The 20,862-nt window shown below is 67.6% G+C and carries 20 protein-coding genes; 4 read left to right on the forward strand and 16 right to left on the reverse strand.

What is annotated here, in order from left to right; genetic code table 11:
• Positions 1–8: 8 nt before the first annotated feature.
• From KIT53_RS13720 to KIT53_RS13735, 4 genes are all read right to left on the reverse strand, one after another.
• A complete protein-coding gene (locus tag KIT53_RS13720; protein WP_297753358.1) occupies positions 9–1,508 on the reverse strand; it encodes a M20 family metallopeptidase in 1,500 nt (499 codons plus the stop codon).
• A 119-nt stretch (positions 1,509–1,627) separates the two neighbouring features.
• On the reverse strand, positions 1,628–3,208 hold the full coding sequence (locus tag KIT53_RS13725) for a methyl-accepting chemotaxis protein (protein WP_297753360.1): 1,581 nt from the start codon (positions 3,206–3,208) through the stop codon (positions 1,628–1,630).
• 65 nt (positions 3,209–3,273) lie between these two features.
• Positions 3,274–5,400, reverse strand: a complete 2,127-nt coding sequence (locus KIT53_RS13730; protein WP_297753362.1) for a methyl-accepting chemotaxis protein — start codon at positions 5,398–5,400, stop codon at positions 3,274–3,276.
• Positions 5,401–5,434: 34 nt separating this feature from the next.
• Entirely contained in the window at positions 5,435–5,965 is a 531-nt protein-coding gene (locus KIT53_RS13735; RefSeq protein ID WP_297753364.1) for a chemotaxis protein CheW, read from the reverse strand.
• 205 nt (positions 5,966–6,170) lie between these two features.
• On the opposite strand from KIT53_RS13735, the gene KIT53_RS13740 reads away from it, so the two are divergent.
• Complete coding sequence (locus tag KIT53_RS13740; protein WP_297753366.1) at positions 6,171–6,866, forward strand: transglutaminase family protein; 696 nt, start codon at positions 6,171–6,173, stop codon at positions 6,864–6,866.
• On the opposite strand, the gene metW is transcribed toward KIT53_RS13740, so the two are convergent.
• Positions 6,858–7,439 (reverse strand): methionine biosynthesis protein MetW, encoded by a 582-nt coding sequence (metW, locus tag KIT53_RS13745; RefSeq protein ID WP_297753368.1) that lies wholly within the window; start codon positions 7,437–7,439, stop codon positions 6,858–6,860. The genes KIT53_RS13740 and metW overlap by 9 nt on opposite strands.
• Positions 7,436–8,626 carry a homoserine O-acetyltransferase gene (locus tag KIT53_RS13750; RefSeq protein ID WP_297753370.1) on the reverse strand — a complete coding sequence of 397 codons (1,191 nt, stop codon included), beginning with the start codon at positions 8,624–8,626 and terminating at the stop codon, positions 7,436–7,438. Before KIT53_RS13750 ends, metW begins: the two co-directional genes overlap by 4 nt.
• A gap of 389 nt (positions 8,627–9,015) precedes the next feature.
• Here KIT53_RS13750 and KIT53_RS13755 point away from each other — a divergent pair, with 389 nt between their 5' ends.
• Complete coding sequence (locus KIT53_RS13755; RefSeq protein ID WP_297753372.1) at positions 9,016–9,414, forward strand: RNA-binding protein; 399 nt, start codon at positions 9,016–9,018, stop codon at positions 9,412–9,414.
• Between the two features lie 69 nt (positions 9,415–9,483).
• Here the strand turns inward: KIT53_RS13755 and KIT53_RS13760 are convergent, their stop codons facing one another.
• The 4 genes from KIT53_RS13760 to KIT53_RS13775 all read right to left on the reverse strand — a co-directional run bounded on the left by KIT53_RS13760 (position 9,484) and on the right by KIT53_RS13775 (position 12,670).
• Positions 9,484–10,275 carry an SDR family oxidoreductase gene (locus KIT53_RS13760; RefSeq protein ID WP_297753374.1) on the reverse strand — a complete coding sequence of 264 codons (792 nt, stop codon included), beginning with the start codon at positions 10,273–10,275 and terminating at the stop codon, positions 9,484–9,486.
• Between the two features lie 183 nt (positions 10,276–10,458).
• Positions 10,459–11,133, reverse strand: a complete 675-nt coding sequence (gene lptC, locus KIT53_RS13765) for an LPS export ABC transporter periplasmic protein LptC (protein WP_297753376.1) — start codon at positions 11,131–11,133, stop codon at positions 10,459–10,461.
• The gene (locus KIT53_RS13770) at positions 11,130–11,675 is read right to left on the reverse strand and encodes an HAD hydrolase family protein (protein ID WP_297753378.1); all 546 of its coding nucleotides are present in this window, start codon (positions 11,673–11,675) and stop codon (positions 11,130–11,132) included. Before KIT53_RS13770 ends, lptC begins: the two co-directional genes overlap by 4 nt.
• Positions 11,672–12,670: a KpsF/GutQ family sugar-phosphate isomerase gene (locus tag KIT53_RS13775; RefSeq protein ID WP_297753380.1), complete on the reverse strand. Its 999-nt coding sequence runs from the start codon at positions 12,668–12,670 to the stop codon at positions 11,672–11,674. Before KIT53_RS13775 ends, KIT53_RS13770 begins: the two co-directional genes overlap by 4 nt.
• A gap of 53 nt (positions 12,671–12,723) precedes the next feature.
• On the opposite strand from KIT53_RS13775, the gene KIT53_RS13780 reads away from it, so the two are divergent.
• Both KIT53_RS13780 and KIT53_RS13785 read left to right on the forward strand, forming a co-directional pair.
• A complete protein-coding gene (locus KIT53_RS13780) occupies positions 12,724–14,709 on the forward strand; it encodes a cation:proton antiporter (protein ID WP_297753382.1) in 1,986 nt (661 codons plus the stop codon).
• A gap of 217 nt (positions 14,710–14,926) precedes the next feature.
• Entirely contained in the window at positions 14,927–15,472 is a 546-nt protein-coding gene (locus KIT53_RS13785) for an adenine phosphoribosyltransferase (RefSeq protein ID WP_297753456.1), read from the forward strand.
• A gap of 30 nt (positions 15,473–15,502) precedes the next feature.
• On the opposite strand, the gene KIT53_RS13790 is transcribed toward KIT53_RS13785, so the two are convergent.
• From KIT53_RS13790 to KIT53_RS13815, 6 genes are all read right to left on the reverse strand, one after another.
• On the reverse strand, positions 15,503–16,207 hold the full coding sequence (locus KIT53_RS13790; RefSeq protein WP_297753384.1) for a hypothetical protein: 705 nt from the start codon (positions 16,205–16,207) through the stop codon (positions 15,503–15,505).
• Positions 16,208–16,301: 94 nt separating this feature from the next.
• The gene (locus tag KIT53_RS13795) at positions 16,302–16,793 is read right to left on the reverse strand and encodes a cyclic nucleotide-binding domain-containing protein (protein ID WP_297753386.1); all 492 of its coding nucleotides are present in this window, start codon (positions 16,791–16,793) and stop codon (positions 16,302–16,304) included.
• Between the two features lie 107 nt (positions 16,794–16,900).
• Complete coding sequence (gene mnmE, locus KIT53_RS13800; RefSeq protein WP_297753388.1) at positions 16,901–18,310, reverse strand: tRNA uridine-5-carboxymethylaminomethyl(34) synthesis GTPase MnmE; 1,410 nt, start codon at positions 18,308–18,310, stop codon at positions 16,901–16,903.
• Between the two features lie 105 nt (positions 18,311–18,415).
• The gene (yidC, locus tag KIT53_RS13805; RefSeq protein WP_297753390.1) at positions 18,416–20,131 is read right to left on the reverse strand and encodes a membrane protein insertase YidC; all 1,716 of its coding nucleotides are present in this window, start codon (positions 20,129–20,131) and stop codon (positions 18,416–18,418) included.
• Positions 20,128–20,409, reverse strand: a complete 282-nt coding sequence (gene yidD, locus KIT53_RS13810; protein WP_297753458.1) for a membrane protein insertion efficiency factor YidD — start codon at positions 20,407–20,409, stop codon at positions 20,128–20,130. Before yidD ends, yidC begins: the two co-directional genes overlap by 4 nt.
• Position 20,410: 1 nt before the next feature.
• Positions 20,411–20,836, reverse strand: coding sequence for a ribonuclease P protein component (locus KIT53_RS13815; RefSeq protein WP_297753460.1), 426 nt, complete (start codon positions 20,834–20,836; stop codon positions 20,411–20,413).
• Positions 20,837–20,862 lie beyond the last annotated feature (26 nt).

A 20,862-nucleotide genomic window follows, 5' to 3' on the forward strand; every position in this document is an offset into this window, starting at 1 on the left:
GCGTCATGTCAGGGCATGCGGGCGATGACCTGCGCCACCGTGGCGGTCAGGCGCCTGGCGTAGTCCAGGTGCAGGAATTCGTTCGGCCCATGCGCGTTGCTCTTGGGTCCCAGCACGCCACAGACCATCATCTGTGCCGAAGGGAATCCCTGGCTGAGCATGTTCATCAGTGGGATGGTGCCTCCCTGGCCGATGGTGCCGCAGCCAGCACCATTGAAATGCGCCTGCGAAGCCGTCTGCAGCGCCTGCTCGAACCAGGGTTCGGTCGCCGGCGCGTTCCAGCCGCTGGCCGCGCCTTCGCCTTCGAAAGTCACGCGCGCCTGGTAGGGCGCGTTGTCTTCCAGCAGGGTCTTGAGCTCCTGCACCGCAGAGGGCGCGTCCACCAGCGGCGGCAGGCGCAGGCTGAGCTTGAAGGCGGTGTAGGGACGCAGCACGTTGCCGGCGTTGCGCAGCTCGGGAAAGCCATCGGCACCGGTGACGGACAGCGTGGGCCGCCAGGTGCGGTTGAGCAAGGCCTCGACCGGGTCGGTCGTGGTCGGCAGCGCGAACACGGTGGCGCCACCGCAATCGTGGTGCGCCCAGGGGAAGCGCTTGAACAGCTCGTCGCCCAGAATGGCCGCCGTGGCGCGGGCCTGGGCCAGGCGCTCGGCCGGCACCTCGCAATGGAAGCTGGCAGGCAGCAGGCGACCGGTGGCACTGTCCTCCAGACGGTCCAGCACCTGGCGCATGATGCGAAAGCTCGATGGCACCAGCCCCGATGCGTCGCCCGAGTGGATGCCCTCGGTGAGGATCTCCACCTTGAGCACGCCGCTGGCCATGCCGCGCAGACTGGTGGTGAGCCAGAGCTGGTCGTAGTTGCCGGCACCACTGTCCAGGCAGATCACCAGGCCCACGTCGCCCAGGCGCGCGCGCAGCGCGTCGACATAGGGCAACAGGTCGCCGGAGCCGCTTTCCTCGCAGGTCTCGATCAGGCCGACGATGCGAGGATGGGCTGCGCCCTGGCTCTTGAGCGCCTGCAGCGCCGCGATGCTGGCGTACACGGCATAGCCGTCGTCGGCTCCGCCACGGCCGTAGAGCTTGCCGTCGTCGATCTTGGGAATCCACGGCCCCAGGTCGCTGCGCCACCCGGTGAACTCGGGCTGCTTGTCCAGATGGCCGTACATCAGCACGGTCTTGCCCGAATCGGGTGCGGGCGTGCCGTCGCGACCCGCGCTGGCAGGCACTTCGAAGAACAGCACCGGCGTGCGCGGCCGGCCCTGCGCATCCTGCAACCGGACGATCTCCAGCGTCAGGCCGTCGACCTTCTGCGCGCGAACCCAGTCGGCCGCGCTCTGCAGCACCCGCTCCAGAAGGCCGTGCGCGGCCCAGTCGGCGTCGAAAGCCGGTGATTTGGCCGGCACCTCGATGTACTTCACCAGCTCAGGCACGATGGCGTCCGACCAGCGGGCATCCACGTAGGACTGCAGGGCCATCGGATCGATCGCGGTCTGGGGCAGGCGGGCATTCATGGCGGACGTCTCCGGAAGCGTGGGCGAAGGCGGGTGCACAACGCCTGGGTAGGCACGGAAACTAGTATAGGCAGGCGCGCCCCGTTGTGGCGTGATGCCTTGCGCACGGAAACAGGTGTTTACGCGGGTGTGGCGCCGCTCCCATGCGCCAGGCGGAACACCCGCACCACATCGGACAGGCGCAGCGCCTGGTCCTTGAGGCTGTCGGCGGCGGCGGCGCTCTCCTCCACCAGCGCCGCGTTCTGCTGCGTCATCTGGTCGAGATGGCTCACCGCGGTATTGACCTGGCCAATGCCCTGCGACTGCTCAGTGGCGGCGGTCGTGATGTCGGCGATGAAGGCCGACACCTTCTCCGCGTTGACCACGATCTCGCCGATGGTGCTGCCGGCCTGCGCCACCAGGCGTGTCCCGTCCTCCACCTTGCCCACGCTGACCTCGATCAGGCCCTTGATCTCCTTGGCCGCCTGCGCGCTGCGCTGCGCCAGGCTGCGCACCTCGCCCGCCACCACCGCGAAGCCCCGGCCCTGCTCGCCCGCACGCGCGGCCTCCACCGCCGCGTTGAGCGCCAGGATGTTGGTCTGGAACGCAATCCCGTCGATCACGCCAATGATGTCGCCGATCTTCTGGCTGCTGCGGTTGATCTCTTCCATGGTGGTCACCACCTGCCCCACCACCTGCCCGCCGCGCGCGGCCACCTCGGCATTGACCGAAGCCATCTGCGACGCCTGACGCGCCGCGTCCGCGCTCTGGCGCACCGTGCTCGTGAGTTGCTCCATGCTGGATGCGGTCTCCTGCAGGCTGCTAGCCGCCTGCTCCGTGCGCGCGCTCAGGTCCTGGTTGCCACTGGCGATCTGCGAACTCGCGGTGCCGATGCTGTCGGTGGCGTTGCGCACCTGCCCCACGATACCCGCGAGCGACGCCTGCATGTCGCCCAGCGCACGCATCAGCGTGGAGAGTTCGTCGCGCCCTTCGGCACGCACGGGCTGGGTGAGATCCCCCGCCGCGATCGCGCTGGCCAGACCACGCGCCTGTTCCACCGGTCGGCAGATGCTCTGCATGTTGAGCAAGGTACTGGGCACCACGACCACCGCCGCGACCAGCACGGCCAGTCCGAAGAGCAGCAATGTGAAGTCGCGCGTCTGTGTGGCTTCCTGCTGCAGTTGTTCCGCCTCCGCCACCAGCGCGCCTTCCACGCGTTGCAGGTTCTGCAGCAGGCCGTCGTACTGTTCATGCGCGCGCGCCAGCACGCGGTTGGCCACAGTCGCCGTGTCGTAACCGCCGGTGGACAGCTGCAGGCTCACCGGTTCGACCATGGCCGAGTAGCGGTCTATCTGCGTCTTCATCTCCTGCACCAGGGCGTTGTCGGCGTCGGCTTCGCCATGGAGCATCTGGTCCATCTGCTGGCGAGCCATGTCGCGAGCCAGCTGCCAGCGGGCCTTGGCCTTCTCCACCACCTCCGGCTTCTCGTAGCCGATGATCATGTCCTTCTCGAAACGGCCCATATCCCCCAGCGCCGTCTGCAGGCGCGAGAGCACCAGCGATTCCTGAAAGGCGTTGTCGACGAACTTGCCACTGAGGGTATTGAGCTGTGCCATCCCCCAGAGACCGGCGCCGCCGACGAGCACGAACAGGGCAAGCACGACACCGATGGCACCCAACATGCGGGTTCGAATGGAAAACTGGCGCATCAACTTTTGCATGGCATTTCCGGATATGGAATGAAATCGGCGGCAGGGAACTGCCGCCGGTCGTGACGCTGGGCGCGTCAGAAACTTTCCCAGTCGCCCTCGTCGCGGGACGTGGTTGCGCTATGGGCAGCCACCGCCACGGGCGCCTGCTTCATCTGCGGTGCGGGTCGCCTGGGTGCAGGCGGTTCGGCCGCCGGTGCCGGCCTGGGTGCGGCAGCGCGAACTGCGGCAGGAGCGGGCGTGGCCCGCGGCACCGACGCCGTCAGCGCCTGGCCATCCAGCCGGAAGACCTGCACCACCTGCGCCAGGCGGCTGGCCTGGTCCTTGAGGCTTTCGGCGGCCGCCGCGCTCTCCTCCACCAGCGCCGCGTTCTGCTGCGTCATCTGGTCCAGCTGCGTCACCGCCACGTTCACCTGGCCGATCCCGTCGCTCTGCTCGCCCGCCGCCGCCGTGATCTCCCCGATGATGTCGCTCACCCTCTGCACCGAGCCCACGATCTCGCTCATCGTCTGACCCGCATCGGCCACCAGCCTCGAGCCCGTCTCCACCTTGTCCACGCTCGCGCCGATCAGCCCCTTGATCTCCTTGGCCGCCTGCGCGCTGCGCTGCGCCAGGTTCCTCACCTCGCCAGCCACCACCGCAAAGCCCCGCCCCTGCTCCCCCGCCCGCGCAGCTTCCACCGCCGCGTTCAGCGCCAGGATGTTCGTCTGGAAGGCAATCCCGTCGATCACGCCGATGATGTCGCTGATCTTCTTGCTGCTGTGGTTGATCTCGTCCATCGTCGTGACCACCTGGCCCACCACCTCGCCCCCGCGCACCGCAATCTGCGCCGCGCTGGCCGCCAGCTGGTTCGCCTGGCGCGCCGCGTCCGCGCTCTGGCGCACCGTGCTCGTGAGCTGCTCCATGCTCGCCGCCGTCTCCTGCAGGCTGCTCGCCGCCTGCTCCGTGCGCGCGCTCAGGTCCTGGTTGCCCGTCGCGATCTCCGCCGACGCCGTGTTGATGCTGTCCGTCGCGCTGCGAAGGTGCCGCATCATGGCCAGGAAGCGCTGGCGCATGGCTTCGACCTCGCGCACCAGACGACCGATCTCATCCTGCCGCTGGCTGCGGAAATCGCGGCTGAGGTCACCCTGCGCCACCGTGGTCACGGCCGACGTCAGTTCGGCCAGAGGCTGGCTCACGTTGCGGCGCACCAGCACATAGAGCCCCAGGCCGAGCAGCGCGGTGGCAACCGCCAGCAGAGCCCAGAAGGCATACATGGTGCGCCAGTACGAAGCCATGGCTTCGTCGTCCGACACCTCGGCGATCACCCACCAGCCGCCCGCGTCCGACTGGCGCTTCACCAGCCAGGGCGCCTGGATGGTGGCGCTGAACAGCGGCGCGGCGTGGCGCACGAATCCCTCGGGGGCCTCGCGCAGGTGGGTGAGCATGGCATCGGCATCCGGATTGACCTCCAGCACCTTCTTGCCGGCCGCGGTCGGATGCGACACGAACACCGCTTCGGCATTGCTCGCGCGCGGATCGATGATGTAAGTGCCGCCGGTCTCGAAGAAGCGGGCATCGCCAACCAGCCGGTCCAGCGAGGCCTGGAAGTCGCTCATGTCAAAGCCGATGAACAGCAGGCCGACCACTTTGCCCGCCTCGTCGCGCACCGCCTCGTAGTGGGTCATGTACGGCTTGCCGAACAGCGCGGCGCGTCCGGTGTAGGTCTTGCCCTCCAGCATCAGCGGGTAGGCCGGGTGGTTGCGCGCCAGCAGCGTGCCGACAGCCCGTTCCCCATTCTCTTTTTTCAGCGAGGTGCTCACACGCTCGAAGTCGTCGCCCTTGCGCATGAAGATGGTGGCCACGCCACCGCTGGTGCGCTGGAAGGTATCGACCTCGGAGAAATCGCCATTGAGCAGCATGCCCCAGCTCTTGAGCATGCCGGCCGACGCATCGAGCTCGAACTTCTCGGCGAATTTCTGGCGGAAGGGCCGGTACGCACGATCGGTCATCAACCGGGCGGTGGCGTCGAAAGCGTCGGCCGAGTCGGCCACGGCCAGCGCCTTGTCCCCGGCCCACTGGACCAGCCGGTCACGCGAAAGCCCTTCGGCCACCACGGCCATGGCGCCGCTGATGAGCACCAGCACGCCGGTAAGCAGTGCCACGGACAGCAACGACACCCGCCGCGCCACGGAGCGCGTGGCCTGGGAAACGGTATTTGACATCGGGTTCTCCGGCAAGGGCTGGGGCCTGTCCGGCTTACTGGAGAACCTGGGTGCTGTCCATCAGGCCCATATCCTGGCTGGACATCAGCGCTTCGATGTCCATCAGGATGAGCATGCGTTCGCTCACGCTGGCGATGCCGGTGATGAAGCTGGTGTCGACATTGGTGTTCATCTCCGGCGCGGGCTTGATCAGGTCGCCGGCGAGCTCAAGCACATCGGACACCGAGTCGACCACGGCACCCACCACGCGGCCGCGCACGTTGAGCACGATCACCACGGTGAACCCGTTGTACTCGACCTTGTCGCAACCCAGCTTGATGCGCAGATCGACCACCGGCACGATCACGCCGCGCAGGTTGACGACCCCCTTGATGAACGCGGGCGCATTGGCGATGCGCGTGGGCTCCTCGTAGGAGCGGATCTCCTGCACGCGCAGGATGTCGATGCCGTACTCCTCGCCCCCAAGGCGGAAGGTCAGGAATTCCGCGTTGGCCTTCTGGCCCGCGGCGGCGGCGCGCGTGCCCTCGATGCGGGCGGCAGGGGATGGGGTGGGGCGCATGTCCATGGAATCGGTCCTCGAAGTTCGGGTTGATGCCCGGAATATCGGCGGGCCCGTCCGCGCCTGAAGGCGGAAAAAACCGGACAAACCCTGGCCATTACCCCCGGACGACAGGCGGTCGAAACCAAAGTACTCATCCGCGCCCGCCGCCGGGGAGGGGATTTGTCCCACAGGCGACGCCCGCAGCGGGCACGTCTGCTACCTTGGGTCCATGAACGAGCGAGACGACCCCGGGCCGGGGCCACAGCACCTGGCCAGCACGCCCTGCATCGACAGCGACCACCCCGAGGTACAGGCCTTCGCGCGCACCCATGCCCAGGGGGAAACCCCTCGGGAGCAGGCCATCTCGCTCTACCTGGCGGTGCGGGACCGCGTGCGCTACGACCCCTACCGCATCGACCTCTCGGCGCAAGGCATGTCGGCCAGCGCCACACTGGCCCAGGCCTTTGGGTGGTGCGTGCCCAAGGCCGTTCTGCTGGCGGCCGCCTGCCGCGCGAGTGGCATTCCCGCCCGCCTGGGTTTCGCCGACGTGCGCAACCACCTCTCCACCGAGCGGTTGCGCCAGACCATGGGCACCGATGTATTTGCCTGGCATGGCTACACCTCGATCTGGCTGGATGGCCAATGGCGCAAGGCCACGCCGGCCTTCAATATCGAGTTGTGCGAAAAGTTCGGGCTGCTGCCCCTGGACTTCGACGGCAGGTCGGACTCGCTCTACCACCCCTACGACCGCGAAGGCCGCCAGCACATGGAGTACGTGCGCGAACGCGGCGCCTTCGACGATCTGCCGCTGCAACCCCTGAGAGACGCCTTCCGGCAGATCTACCCCGACCTGCCCACGGCCATGGAGAACGTCGAGGGCGATTTCGCCGCCGACGCCGAGCGCGAGGCCTCTCGCTCAGCTTGAAAAGCGGAACACCGCCGTGCTGGCCAGCAGGTTGGGCCAGCGGTGGATCTCCCGCCCTTCGTGCAAACCGAAGCTGTCCTCGATGGAGAGGCCATTGCGCCGCGCCAGCACCTCGAAGTCCGCATGCGTGCCCACACGGATATTGGGCGTGTCGTACCACTCGTAGGGCAATCGCTTGGTCACGGGCATGCGGCCGCGCAGCACCTGCAGACGGTTGGGCCAGTGCGCAAAGTTGGGGAAGGCCACCACGCCCAGCCGACCCACGCGGGCCGTCTCCCTCAACATGGTCTCGGCATTGCGCAGATGCTGCAGCGTATCGATCTGCAGCACCACGTCGAAGGCCTTGTCCTCGAACATGGTCAGGCCATCCTCGAGGTTGAGCTGCAACACATTCACGCCGCGCTGCAGGCAAGCCTGCACCTTGGCATCGTCGATCTCCACGCCGTATCCCGTGCAGGCACGCGTGGCCTGCAGATGGGCCAGCAAGGCGCCGTCGCCGCAGCCCAGGTCCAGCACACGCGAACCCGGCGGCACCAGGCGCGCGATCGGCTCCAGCACATGGCGCTCGCTCATGCCGCCCCCCCGACCGTGTGCTCGAAGTAGCTGCGCACCGCCGCGTGGTAGCGTGGGTCGTCGAGCAGGAAGGCGTCGTGGCCATGGGGCGCATCGATCTCGCAGTAGCTCACGGCACGCCCGTTTTCCAACAGCGCCTTGACCATCTCGCGGCTGCGTGCAGGCGAAAAACGCCAGTCGGTGGTGAAGCTCACCAGCAGGAACCTGGCGCGCGCGCGCGCCAGCGCCGCGCTCAGCCGCCCCTCGTAGGAGCGCGCAGGGTCGAAATAATCCAGCGCGCGCGTGATCAGCAGGTAGGTGTTGGCGTCGAAGTACTCGCTGAACTTGTCGCCCTGGTAGCGCAGGTAGCTCTCGATCTGGAACTCGATGTCCTGCGTGCTGTAGCGGTAGCTCCCCTCGGCGGTGGTGCCGGCAACGGAAGCCCCATCGTCCAGCAGGGCCTCGGCATCCCGCGGCCGCAGCATGCGTCCGAACTTCTCGTTCATGACATCGTCACTGAGGTAGGTGATGTGGCCGATCATGCGGGCGATGCGCAGCCCGCGCCGGGGCAGGGTACCGTGGCGCAGGTAGTGGCCGCCATGGAAATCCGGATCCGTCACGATGGCGCGGCGAGCCACCTCGTTGAAGGCGATGTTCTCCGCCGTCAGGTTGGGTGCGCTGGCGACCACCACCGCATGGCGAACCCGCTCGGGATACTGCAGCGTCCAGGACAGCGTCTGCATGCCCCCCAGGCTGCCGCCCATCACGGCCGCCAGGGTGTCGATGCCCATGGCATCGAGCAAACGGGCCTGGGCATTCACCCAGTCTTCCACCGTGACGACCGGAAAATCCGCGCCCCACGGCTCCCCAGTGGCGGGGTTGATGTGGGTGGGGCCCGTCGAACCGAAGCAGGACCCCAGGTTGTTCACACCAATGACGAACCAACGGTCGGTATCCACCGGCTTGCCCGGGCCGATCATGTTGTTCCACCACCCCTCGCTGCGCGCGATGGTCTGTCCACCGGCATCCGCGTACCAGCCCGCCACATGGTGGGAGGCGTTGAGGGCGTGGCAGACCAGCACCGCATTGGTGCGCTCGGCGTTGAGCGTGCCGTAGGTCTCCACCGTGAGCTCATAGCTGGGCAGCACAGCGCCGCTTTGCAGGCGCAATGGCTCGGTGAAAGAGAACGTTTGGGGTGTGACGATCAAGGCAAATTCCGCAACGGGCGGCCAGGCACCCAAGAAAAATCCCGGTGGCGCCAAAGAGCGAGACCGGGAATCTCCCCTTTAGCGGCATTTCTAAAGCGCCCGCAATCGGAACAAATCGGCGCTGCTGGCGGCAAGTATAGAGGCAAGCGCCGAGCCATGGCGCGCCGCCCTGAGCCCGAAACGCTGTTGTAAGCACGCATCGCCGCCGCGCAGGCCTTGCACATCCTGAAAAATTGTTATTGTTTGTGCCGCATTCAGCGCATAATGCTTCGGCGAGTACCGTAGAGACTCGCTTTGTCAAGTGATCGGTCGGTTTCGCGCGCTACAGGTAATTGAGTGCTAACGGGGCTCCATCGCTATTTTTCTCAGTGTTATTAGGAGTCCCAACCATGGGCAACAAACTGTACGTCGGCAACCTGCCTTACAGCGTGCGCGACGAAGACCTGCAGCAGGCGTTTGGCGCCTTCGGCGCCGTGAACAGCGCCAAGGTGATGATGGAACGAGACACCGGCCGCTCCAAGGGCTTCGGCTTCGTGGAAATGGGCAGCGATGCCGAGGCACAGTCGGCCATTGAAGGCATGAACGGCCAGTCTCTGGGCGGCCGCAGCCTGGTGGTCAACGAAGCCCGTCCGATGGAACCCCGTCCTCCGCGCAGCGGTGGCGGCGGCTTCGGCGGTGGCCGCAGCGGTGGCGGCGGCTTTGGTGGCGGCGGTGGTGGCGAAGGCGGTTTCCGCAGCCCCTACGGCGGTGGTCGCCGTGATGGCGGCGGTGGCCGCGGCGGTTACTGAGCGCACCCGCCAGTCCGGCTCGCAGCCGGTCTGAACACAAAGCCCTGCGGCGCTGCCGCAGGGCTTTTTTCATGCGCGTTCGGATTGCCGGTGCTTGCGCGGCCGACCCGCGAGGATGCGGTCGAACCAGGCATTGGGCAACAGCCGCAGCAGCTTGGCCACCACCCCCATCTGCCAGGGAATCACACGGTAGCTGGTGCCCGAGCGGATGGCGTCGAACGCCCGGTCGGCAAAGGTTTCCGCCGTCAGCAGGAAGGGCATGGCGTAGCGGTTCTGCCGCGTCAGCGGCGTATCCACATAGCCCGGCAGCAAGGTGACCACGGCAACACCGCTGCTGCGCAACTCGCCCCGCAGGCTCTCGCAATACGCCACCACCGCCGCCTTGCTGGCGCAGTAAGCGCCATGACCGGGCAGGCCCCGGATCGCGGCCACGCTGGCGATGCCGACCAGAGCGCCGCTGCCCCGCGCGCTCATGCCCTGCACGAAGGGATGGAAGGTGGCCGCCATGCCGATGTTGTTGGTGGCCAGCGTGCGGGCCATGACGTCAATGTCTTCGCGCTCGCCCGTGTCCATGCCGATGCTCACGCCCGCGTTCGCGATCACCACGTCGGGCAGACCCTGCGCAGCGATGCAGGCCTGGCCAGCAGCCACGATGCTGTCGATGTCAGCCACGTCGGCGCCATAGACCTGGCACTGCGCGGCATCGAAACCCTGGGCATCCGCCCAGGCCTGCATCTCCGCCACCCGCCGAGCCACCAGGGCCAACCGAAAGCCGCCGCGCGCAAAACGCGCCGCCAGCGCCTGCCCGATGCCACTGGAGGCACCGGTGATGAAAACCAGAGGCCGCGTGGACGCATTCATACGCACTTCTCCCGTTGGACAGCAACCAGCACCACCCCAGCGAGCGAAGCGAAGCGTGCAAGCCCAGAGATGCCGAGGGTCCGGCTCCGCCGCCGGCCCAAGGCATCGTCCCCCCTCGAAGCGCCGAAGGCGCGCCACGGAGGGGGGAAGCCGCGCAGCGGCGCAGGGGGGTGCCTCTTCACTTCACCTCGCCTCCAACCGCATCTTCACCCGACCCTTGAAGTTCGCGACGCGTTCGTCGCCGCGGTAGTCGAGGTTGTCGGCCTGCAGGCGGTCGCTGCCACGCAACAAGGTGACGGGCTGGTCCGACACCACCCGTTCGGGCTCGGTGTAGATGTGCAGGAACTCTCCTCGGAACTCGAGCCTGGGCACCGTTTCGCCGTTGGCGTTGACGCCGGCTTCGCGCACGACGACGGCGTTGCCGCGCAGGGTGAACTCGGTGTTGTCGCCGTTGGAGGTGATGAGCCTGGCGCTGGCCAGCGTGGGCAGTCCTGTGTCACCGATGTGGCGGATACGGCCGTCGTCGATCTCGACCATGTCGGTGGCGGGAAAGTGCCTCGCCTCGGTGCCGATCACGCTGGTCTTGAGGCTGCCGCCGGCGTCGAACACCTTGACGGAGAAGCGCCGCATGAAATAGTCGGGTTCGGTGCTCACGGGCCGGGTGACTGACTCAGCCACGTCGGTGGCCGGTGTGGCGCGCAGCAACCAGTACGACGCCAGCGCGAGCAGGCCCATGAGCAGCACGGGCAGGTAAATGGAGAGCCGGTCGAGCCACTGGCGCTTGCGGCGCGGCTTCTGCGGCACCGTGGCGGTGGTGTCGATGTCGGCGAAGAAGTCCAGCGGATCGCCCGTGCTCACCTTGCCGCCGCCTCCAGCTCGGCCGCGTAGGCACCGCTGGCCACCAGCAGCAGGTCACAGAATTCGCGCACCGCGCCGGCACCGGGCGCGCGACGCGGTACGAAGTGCGCGATGGCCAGCACCTCTTCATGTGCGGTGGCCGGTGCGCAGGCCAGGGCGGCACGGCGCAGCAGCGGCAGGTCGGGCCAGTCGTCGCCCATGGCGGCGGCGGCTGGCCAATCCAGGCCCAGTTCGTCCAGGATGGCCTGCGCGGCGGGTGCCTTGTCTTCGGTGCCCAGGCGCAGGTGGGTCACGCCCAAGGCGGCCAGACGCCGGCGCAGCGCAGCCGAGTCGCGGCCGCTGACCACCGCGGGCATGATGCCGGCGCGCTGCAGCAGCTTGAGGCCATGGCCGTCGAGCGTGTGAAAGCGCTTGAGGGTCTCGCCGCCTTCGGTGAAGTACAAGCCGCCGTCGGTCAGGACGCCATCGACGTCGAAAAAGGCCACGCGCACCGGCTGGGCGCGCAGCAGCAGCTCGGGCGGAAACTGCAGCACCGGTGTCATATCACCTTGGCCCGCATGAGGTCGTTGCTGTTGAGCGCGCCCAACAGGCGCCCCGCGTCATCGACCACCAGCAGGCTGGTGATGCGGTTGGCTTCCATCAGGCCAGCGGCCTCCACCGCGAGCGCATCGGCCGCAATGGTGCGCGGCCTGGGGTGCATGACATCGCTGGCGCGCAGCGTGCGCAGGTCGGTGCCGCTGCCGGTCTTTTCGATCAGGCGGCGCAGGTCGCCATCGGTGAAGACGCCGAGCACACGCTCCTGCCCGTCGACGACGGCGCTCAGGCCCAGGCCCTTGGCGCTGATCTCGCGCATGAGATCCATGAGGCCGGTGTCGGGACCGACACGGGGCGTGTCCTGGGCACCGCGCATCACGTCGCGCACGTGGGTCAGCAGCTTGCGGCCCAGCGAACCGCCAGGGTGGGAGCGCGCAAAGTCGTCGGCCTTGAAGCCTCGGGCGTCGAGCAGGGCCACGGCCAGTGCATCGCCCAGGGCCAGTTGCGCGGTGGTGCTGGCGGTGGGCGCCAGGTTGTGCGGGCAGGCTTCTTTCTCCACCGAGGTGTCCAGTGTCACGTCGGCATGCCGGCCCAGCGTGGAGTCGGGCCGCCCGGTGAGCGCCACCAGGGGCACGCCCATGCGCTTGATGAGCGGCAGGATGGCGGTGAGTTCTTCGCTTTCGCCGCTGTTGCTGATGGCCAGCACGAGGTCGGCCTGGGTCACCATGCCGAGATCCCCGTGGCTGGCCTCGGCCGGATGAACGAACTGGGCGGGTGTACCGGTGGAGGCCAGGGTGGCGGCGATCTTGCGGCCGATGTGGCCGCTCTTGCCCATGCCCATGACGACCACGCGCCCGGACACCCGCAGCATGCGCTCGACCGCCTGCACGAAGGAGGCGTCCACCCGCTGCGCCAGCGCGCCGACGGCCTGCGCCTCGATGCCCAGGGTGTCCCTGGCCAGGGCCTGGATGCGGGCGGGGTCGAGAGTGTCGGGCAAGGCCATGCGGCCGATTATCGCCGCCGCCCGGGCCGGCCTGCCATTACCATCGCATCACCATGAACTCGCTCGACATCGCACTGCTCTACCTGTTGGCGGCGGTGCTGGGCGTGGTGATCTGCCGATCGCTGCGCATGCCGCCCATCCTGGGCTACCTGGCGGTGGGCGTGGTGATCGGACCGAATGCCTTGGCCCTGGCCCAGGAGTCCGGCGGGGTGCGCTACCTCGCGGAGTTCGGGGTGGTGTTCCTGATGTTCGTGATCGGGCTGGAGTTCAGCCTGCCCAAGCTGCGGGCCATGCGCAGGCACGTGTTCGGGTTGGGCATGGCCCAGGTGGTGCTGACCATCCTGCTGACGACCGCGGCCTCGCTGGCGCTGACGCTGCTGTTGCCGGTGTGGTGGAACGTGCGCTGGCAGACGGCGCTGGCGCTGGGCGGCGTGATGGCCATGAGCAGCACGGCCATCGTGATCAAGATGGTGGCCGAGCGCCTGGAGCTGGAATCCGAACACGGCAAGCGCGTCCTGGGCGTGCTGCTGTTCCAGGATCTGGCGGTGGTGCCGCTGCTGGTGCTCATCCCGGCGCTGGCCGCCGACCCGGAAGACCTGCTGATCGCGCTGGGCTGGGCCACGCTCAAGGCCGCGCTGCTGCTGGGCCTGCTGCTCACTGGCGGCCAGCGGATCATGCGCTGGTGGCTCACGCTGGTGGCGCGCCGCAAGAGCGACGAGCTGTTCATGCTCAACCTGTTGCTGATCACGCTGGGCCTGGCCTGGCTGACCGAGCACGCGGGCCTGTCGCTTGCGCTGGGCGCTTTCGTGGCGGGCATGCTCATCGCCGAGACCGAGTTCAAACACCAGGTGGAGACCGACATCCGGCCTTTCCACGATGTGCTGCTGGGCCTGTTCTTCATCACCATCGGCATGATGCTGGACTGGCGTCTGGTGCTCGAGCGCTGGCCCCTGGTGTTGCTGCTGCTGTCGGTCTCCGTCGGCTTCAAGATCGCATTGATCACAGGCCTCACGCGTGCCTTCGGCGCACCCACCGGAGTGGCACTGCGCACCGGCCTGTACCTGGCGCAGGCCGGTGAGTTCGGGCTGGTGCTGCTCACGCTGGCGGGCAAGAACCAGTTGGTGCCGCCGGCGCTGTTCAACCCCATCCTGGCCAGCATGGTCATCTCCATGCTGCTCACGCCGATCGTCATTCTGTACGCCAACACCATCGTGACGCGGCTCGTCGGCAGCGACTGGCTGATGCAGTCGGTGCAGATGACCAGCATCGCGCGCCGTGCGATCAACGCCGACAAGCATGTGATCATCTGTGGCTACGGACGCTGCGGCCAGAACCTGGCCCGGCTGCTGGAGGCCGAAGGCATTCCCTACATGGCGCTGGACCTGGACCCGGACCGTGTGCGCCAGGCTGCGGCGGCCGGGCATTCGGTGGTGTTCGGCGACGCGGCGCGCCTGCAGGCGCTGCTGGCGGCCGGCCTGCACCGCGCCAGCGCGGTGGCGGTGACCTACCTGGACACGGCCAGTGCGCTCAAGGTGCTGCACCACACGCACGAACAGGCGCCCCAGGTACCGGTCGTGGTGCGCACCGTGGACGACATGGACCTGGAGAAGCTGCGATCGGCGGGTGCGACCGAGGTCGTGCCCGAGGCCATCGAAGCCAGCCTGATGCTCGCCAGCCATGCGCTGGCGCTGGTGGGCGTGCCCATGCGGCGCGTCATCCGCCTGGTGCAGGAGCAACGCGACGCGCGCTACAGCCTGCTGCGCGGTTATTTCCACGGTGCCGACGACGACGGCGTCGACGAGATCGACCACGAGCGCCTGTCCACCGTCACACTGCCCGCTGGCGGACGCAACGTGGGACGCACCCTGGACTCGCTGGCGCTGCACGCCATCGGCGTGCGCGTGGTGAGCCTGCGCCGCGCCAACGGGCGCGCCCAGTCCCTGCAGGACGATCCGGCGCTGGAAGGTGGCGATTCGGTGGTCATCAGCGGCAAGGCGCCCGCGCTGGCGCTGGCCGAAGAGAAGCTGCTCTCGGGCTGAGACATCGGCCGCCCTGTCACCCGTCGGCCCACGGCCACCATACGCCGGACGCGCGACGGCGCGGGCCGCGTGGCATCCCACAATGAAACTGTGAGTCCACCCCATGGCCTGAACAGGGTCGCCATGGTCCCTGGCCCCGGCGCCCAGCGCCGGGGTTTTTTTTTTTGCGCCGCCCGGACCCATGGGGATAATGGCCGCTCCCCAACCCCGCGCCGCCATGGACACCTCCGACTACCTGAAATCCCACATCCGCACCGTGCCAGACTGGCCCGCACCGGGCGTGCAGTTCCGTGACATCACGCCTCTGCTGCAGGACCCCAAGGTGTTCCGCGTCCTGATCGACACCTTCGTGCACCGCTACATGGACCCCGCGCTGCGGCCCAACGTGGTGGCGGGCCTCGACGCACGCGGCTTCATCATTGGTTCCGTGCTGGCCTACGAGCTCGGCGTGGGTTTCGTCCCCATCCGCAAGAAGGGCAAGCTGCCCTATGCGACGGTTGAGGAGACCTACGAACTGGAGTACGGCAGCGCCACCGTGGAACTGCACACCGATGCGGTGCGCAGCGGCGACCGGGTGGTGCTGATCGACGACCTGATCGCCACCGGCGGCACCATGATGGCCGGCCGGCGCCTGCTGGAGAAGCTGGGCGCGCAGGTCATGGAAGGCGCCGCCATCGTGGACCTGCCTGAACTCGGTGGTTCGGACAAACTGCGCGCCTCGGGTCTGGCCCTGTTCACACTGCTGGACTTCGCCGGCCATTGAGCCGGCCTGCCAGCGCACGCGCCCGGCGCGTCAGAGCTTGCCGTACTGGGTTTCGCTCAGCGCAGCGAAATCGCTGTGGGACTCGGGCTCGGGCGCCCGCGCCTCGGTGGTGGCCGGACGGTCGCCCGACGGCACGTTCTGCAGCGCGCGGCGGAAGGCCTCTACCTCATCCGGCGCGACCGCCTGCGCGGGTTCCCGCGATTCGCGGATGTCCGGCCTGGGAATGGCCGTAGGGCTGGGCACCGGCATGGGCCGGGAGACTGGCGCCACCGGAGCAGGCGACGTGATGGCGGCCTCGCGACGGGTCTGCGCGGTCACGGCCGCCTTGAGCGCCATGCCCACCTGGTCATGCACCGCCTTGCGCCGCCAGTAGACCGAGCGGATGTCCATGTCGTGCCGCGTCTTCGCGCTCTGCTGGACCCAGCGTTCGATCTCCAGCAGGTACTCGTCGGGCATGGCCTGCGCCGGCAGCGCGAGGTCGACCAGCACCAGGAAGGTATCGCCGGTGGCATCCAGGGTGAGCACCTTGAACTGGTAACTGGTGGACAGCACGCCCGCGCGGATAAGCGATTCGCGCACCACCGAGAAGAGCTGCTCACGCCGCAGGATGCGCCGGCCCCGGCGGGGCGAGATCAGGGGCAACGTGGTCTGGCTGAATTTGTGGCGCGCCCGCACGAAGGCGCCTTTGCCGGTTGCGGTGGGTTTCCTGGCGTGCCACCAGCTCATCAAGGACATGTACAGAGTGTGCGCCGACGGTGGGTGCGGAAAAGGTTGATAAGCGGGCGTGAAGAGGCGCTGTTGGTCCACCGTGCATCGCCCATGTGTTGGCTCAGGTCACCGCGACCCGCTTGGGCCGGTTGTACATGCGGCGGGCCAGCACCGCCGACATGGCCACGGTGAGATCCAGCGCGATCTCGGGATGGCGCGCGGAGAGTTCGCGAAAGCGCAGCGGCGTGAGGCACCACAGGCGGCAGTCGCTGCCCGCATGCACCGTGGCGCCGCGCGGCAGGTGGCTGAAGAACGCCCCCTCACCCAACAGCGAGCCCGCGCCCACCATGGCGATGCGCACGCGCTCGCGAGAGTCTTCGTAGTGCACGGTGAGCGTGCCGCTCTCGACAAAGTAGACCGTCCGATCTTTCACACCCTGCTCGATCAGCACCTGACCCTGCTGCAGGGCCACGGGCTGCAGGTAGTTCGCCAGCAAGGGCCACTGGCTGTCGTTGAGGGTCAGGGGAACGGCATCCAGCGCACTGCTCAGGCGCATGGCGTGGGCCAGGCCTTGAATGTCGAAGCGCACGGAGGCGGGAAGCTGGGCGTTCATGCGGCCACGTTAACCGTGTCGCCTCCTTGCGCGCAAGGCACCCATTACCCCTGCTTACAGTTGCGCTCCGGGCGGTGCGCAGAGCGCCGTGAACGGCAGGGCCGGGTTCACTTGCCGATGCAAAAACGCGAAAAGATCTCGCCCAACAGGTCATCGGCGGTGAACTCGCCGGTGATCTCGCCCAGAGCGTGCTGCGCCAGACGGAGTTCTTCGGCCAGCAGGTCCAGATGTTCGCCGCGCCCTCGCAGAAGGGTGTCGGCTGCCGCGAAGTGGCCGTCCACGCGGCGCAAGGCTTGCAAATGGCGTTCTCGCGCCATGAACAGCCCATCGCCACCGGTCTGCTGCCAACCAACCAGTGCCAGCAAGCGCTGGCGCAAAGCGTCCAGCCCGGTGCCCTGCCGCGCCGACAGCGCCAGGCCACCGGCCTGCCCGAGCGCCGCATCCAGGGTGGCTTGGTCAACCTGGTCCATCTTGTTCCACACGTGCAGCAAAGGCACCGAGCCAGGCAACGTGCGGGCCAGTTCGCTGGCGATGGCCGCATCGGCCGCCCGGTAGGTCGCCTCGGCGCTGCGGGTCAGGTCGTGCACGAACAACACCGCGTCCGCCGCCTGGATGCGCGCCCAGGCGCGGGCGATACCGATCCTCTCGACCTCGTCCACATCGGGGCTGTCGCGCAGGCCCGCGGTATCGATCACGTGCAGCGGCACGCCTTCGATCTGTATGGTCTGCTGAACCACGTCCCGCGTGGTGCCCGCCACCGGTGTGACGATGGCCAGCTCCGCCCCCGCCAGCGCATTGAGCAGCGAGCTCTTGCCGGCATTGGGCTGGCCCGCGATCACCACCTGAAGACCGTCGCGCAGCAGGGCGCCCTGGCGCGCCTGCTGCAGCACCTGGGCCAGCGTCTGGCGCAGGCGCTGGAGCTGGCCCGCCGCATCGGCCTTCTGCAGAAAGTCGATCTCTTCTTCGGGAAAGTCCAGCGTGGCTTCGACCAGCATGCGCAGGTTCACCAGCGCGTCGCGCAGGCCGTGCACATGCCCGGAGAAGACGCCGGCCAGCGAGCGTGAAGCACTGCGCGCCGCCGCCTCGGTGCTGGCATCGATCAGGTCGGCCACCGCCTCGGCCTGCGCCAGGTCGAGCTTGTCGTTGATGAAGGCGCGTTCGGTGAACTCGCCCGCGCGCGCCAGGCGCAGCAGCGGCAGCACGTCACGCCCCACCTCCAGGCAGCGCGCCAGCAGCAGTTGCAGCACCACCGGCCCACCGTGGCCCTGCAGCTCCAGCACGTCCTCGCCGGTGTAGGAATGCGGTCCGGGAAACCAGAGCGCCAGGCCGTGGTCTATGGGCTGGGCTGCCGCATCGGGAAACGGCAGGTAGGTTGCCTCACGCGGCCGCAGCGCGCGCCCAAGCAAAGCCCGTGCGAATGGCTCCAGCCCCCGCCCGGAAACGCGGACGATGCCCACGCCACCCCGACCGGGCGCCGTGGCGATGGCAACGATGGCATCACGGGAAGCAGCGAGCATAGGCGGCGAGCTTAAAAGAGAAGGGCCTGCAATGCAGGCCCGAGCAAGGAAGAAGCACCACCCCTCCCGGTGACACCGGGGGGCCGGCCAGCCGGCCCCGGGCGGTCACCTGAATTTGGGTATGTTGAATTTCAACGGCACCCCCATGCTCTTGTTGATCACCGCCTGCTGGGCAATCGTGAGCACGTTGTTGGTGATCCAGTAGAGCACCAGGCCGGAGGGGAAGAAGAAGAACATCACCGAGAACATCAGCGGCATCAGCCACATCAGCTTGGCCTGCAGCGGGTCCGGCGGCAGTGGGTTCAGCGCGGTCTGGATCAGGGTGGTGACGGCCATCACCAGCGGCAGGATGAAGTAGGGGTCCGGCGAAGACAGGTCGGAGATCCACAAGGCCCAGGGCGCGTTGCGCATTTCCACGCTGGACAGCAGCACCCAGTACAGCGCGATGAACACCGGGATCTGGATCAGGATGGGGAAGCAGCCACCCAGTGGATTGACCTTCTCCTCCCGGTAGATCTTCATCATCTCCTGCTGCATCTGCTGCGGATTGCCCTTGAGGCGCTCGCGCATTTCCATGATGCGAGGATTGATCTTCTTCATCTTGGCCATGCTGCGGTACGCACTGGCGTTGAGCCAGTAGAACGCGGCCTTGATGAGCACCACCAGCAGCACGATGGCCCAGCCCCAGTTGCCCACATAACCGTGGATCTTCTCCAGCAGCCAGTACAGCGGCTTGGCCAGAATGGTCAGCCAGCCATAGTCCTTCACCAGCTCCAGCCCCGGGGCGATGGTCTCAAGGACCTTTTCCTCCTGCGGGCCGGCGAACAGACGCGACTCCAGCGTTTGCGTCTGGCCAGGCTCGATCGTCGGTAGGCGGGTGATCGCACCCACCGCGAACAGGTTCTTGTCCACCTGGCGCACGAAGTTCTCACGCGCCACGCCATCGCCCAGCAGCCAGGCCGAAGCAAAGTAATGCTGCACCATGGCAACGTAGCCATCGGTGGTGTTCTTGATGTACTCCGCCTTGTTCTTCTCGATGTTGGCGAACTCGACCTTCTGGTACTTCTTCTCGGTGGTGTAGACCGCCGGGCCTGTGAAGGTCGAGTAGAACGGCGTCTCGCTGCTGAGCTTGCTGCCGTCGCGCACCAACTGCACGTAAAGCTGCGGGTTCACCGCCTGGCCGCTCAGGTTCTGCACCTCGTGGCGCACGCCGATGTCGTAGTGGCCACGGCGCAGCGTGTAGGTCTTGACCAGCTTGACGCCGCCAACCTCGGCCGACTCGAAGCGCACCTGCAACTCGTTTTGCCCTTCGGCCAGCGCGCTGGGGCTGCCACCCACCAGGGTCATGGGCGTCTTGTGCGTCGGGAAGCCACCACCAATCAAGCCCGTCTGCGCCACGTAAACATGGTTGCCATCCTGGTTGAGCAGGGTGAACGGACGCACCGTCTGGTCCTTGCTCTGCTGCGTCGCTTCGGCATGCTTGAGCAGTTGTGCCTCGATCAGCGAGCCGCCTTCGCTGTTGAACACCAGCTTGAAGACATCGGTGCTGAACTCGTGGCGTTGCGCCACCGCGCTGGGCGCGCCGCCCGGTGCTTCGGACGCAGGAGCGGAGCCCCCAGGTGCGGCAGTGGACGCCGCCGCTGGCAGGCTGGTGTCGGCGGTAACTGCGGCCGGACCGGGCTGGGCCGGTGCCGTACTGGCGGGCGCAGAGCCGGGGAAGAAGGTGGGCGCGTGGCCGTTGTGGATCTGCCATTTGTCCCAGATCAGGACCATGGACATGCCAAACACCACCCACAGGATGGACCGACGAATGTCATTCATGAGCGATTCTTCTTTTCGCAGGAAGGAGAGAGCAGGCCGGAGAACGGCGCGGCGCGCGGCGCCGAGTCGGGTACCGGATCATGGCCACCCTCGCACCAAGGATGGCAACGCGCAAGGCGCCTGAGCGTGAGATAGCTGCCCTGCAGGGCACCATGGCGCTCCAGAGCGCCGATGGCATAGACGGAACAGGTGGGCTCGAAACGGCAGCCATTGCCCAGCCAGGGACTGAGCAACAGCCGGTAGGCCTTGACCAGACCCACCAGCAGGCCACGGGGCACATCAGACAGCCGCATCGCCCGTCTCCGCTTCGTTGGAGGCGGCCACCGGCCGCACGGCCACCCGGCCCAGCAGTTGTTCCAGTTCCGCGCGCACCGCGCGCTTGAGCACCACCGACGTGGCGCTCACGAACTGCTCCCGGTTGAACGTGCTGCGCAGCCGGACCACCAGGGCCGCCTGCGGCAGGCTGTCGGCGCGGTGCCGCGCCACTTCATAGATCTGGCGGCGGATCGCATTGCGCGTGACCGCGCGGCGCGCCCAGCGCTTGGGCAGCAACACCCCCAGCCAGGCATCGGCCACGGGAAACAGGGCGCGCCCCCCCTGTTCACAGGACAGGGCCGCACGGTGCAAAGCGAAATGGGGGGTTCTGGCCACGGGAGGTCCCGCCATGACGGCCTGGAACTGTTGCCGGGACCGCAGCCGCTGGATCACCTGGCGTCCGCCGCAACCGCAGA

Source organism: Hydrogenophaga sp. (assembly GCF_026125785.1).
Classification (GTDB): Bacteria; Pseudomonadota; Gammaproteobacteria; order Burkholderiales; family Burkholderiaceae_C; genus Hydrogenophaga.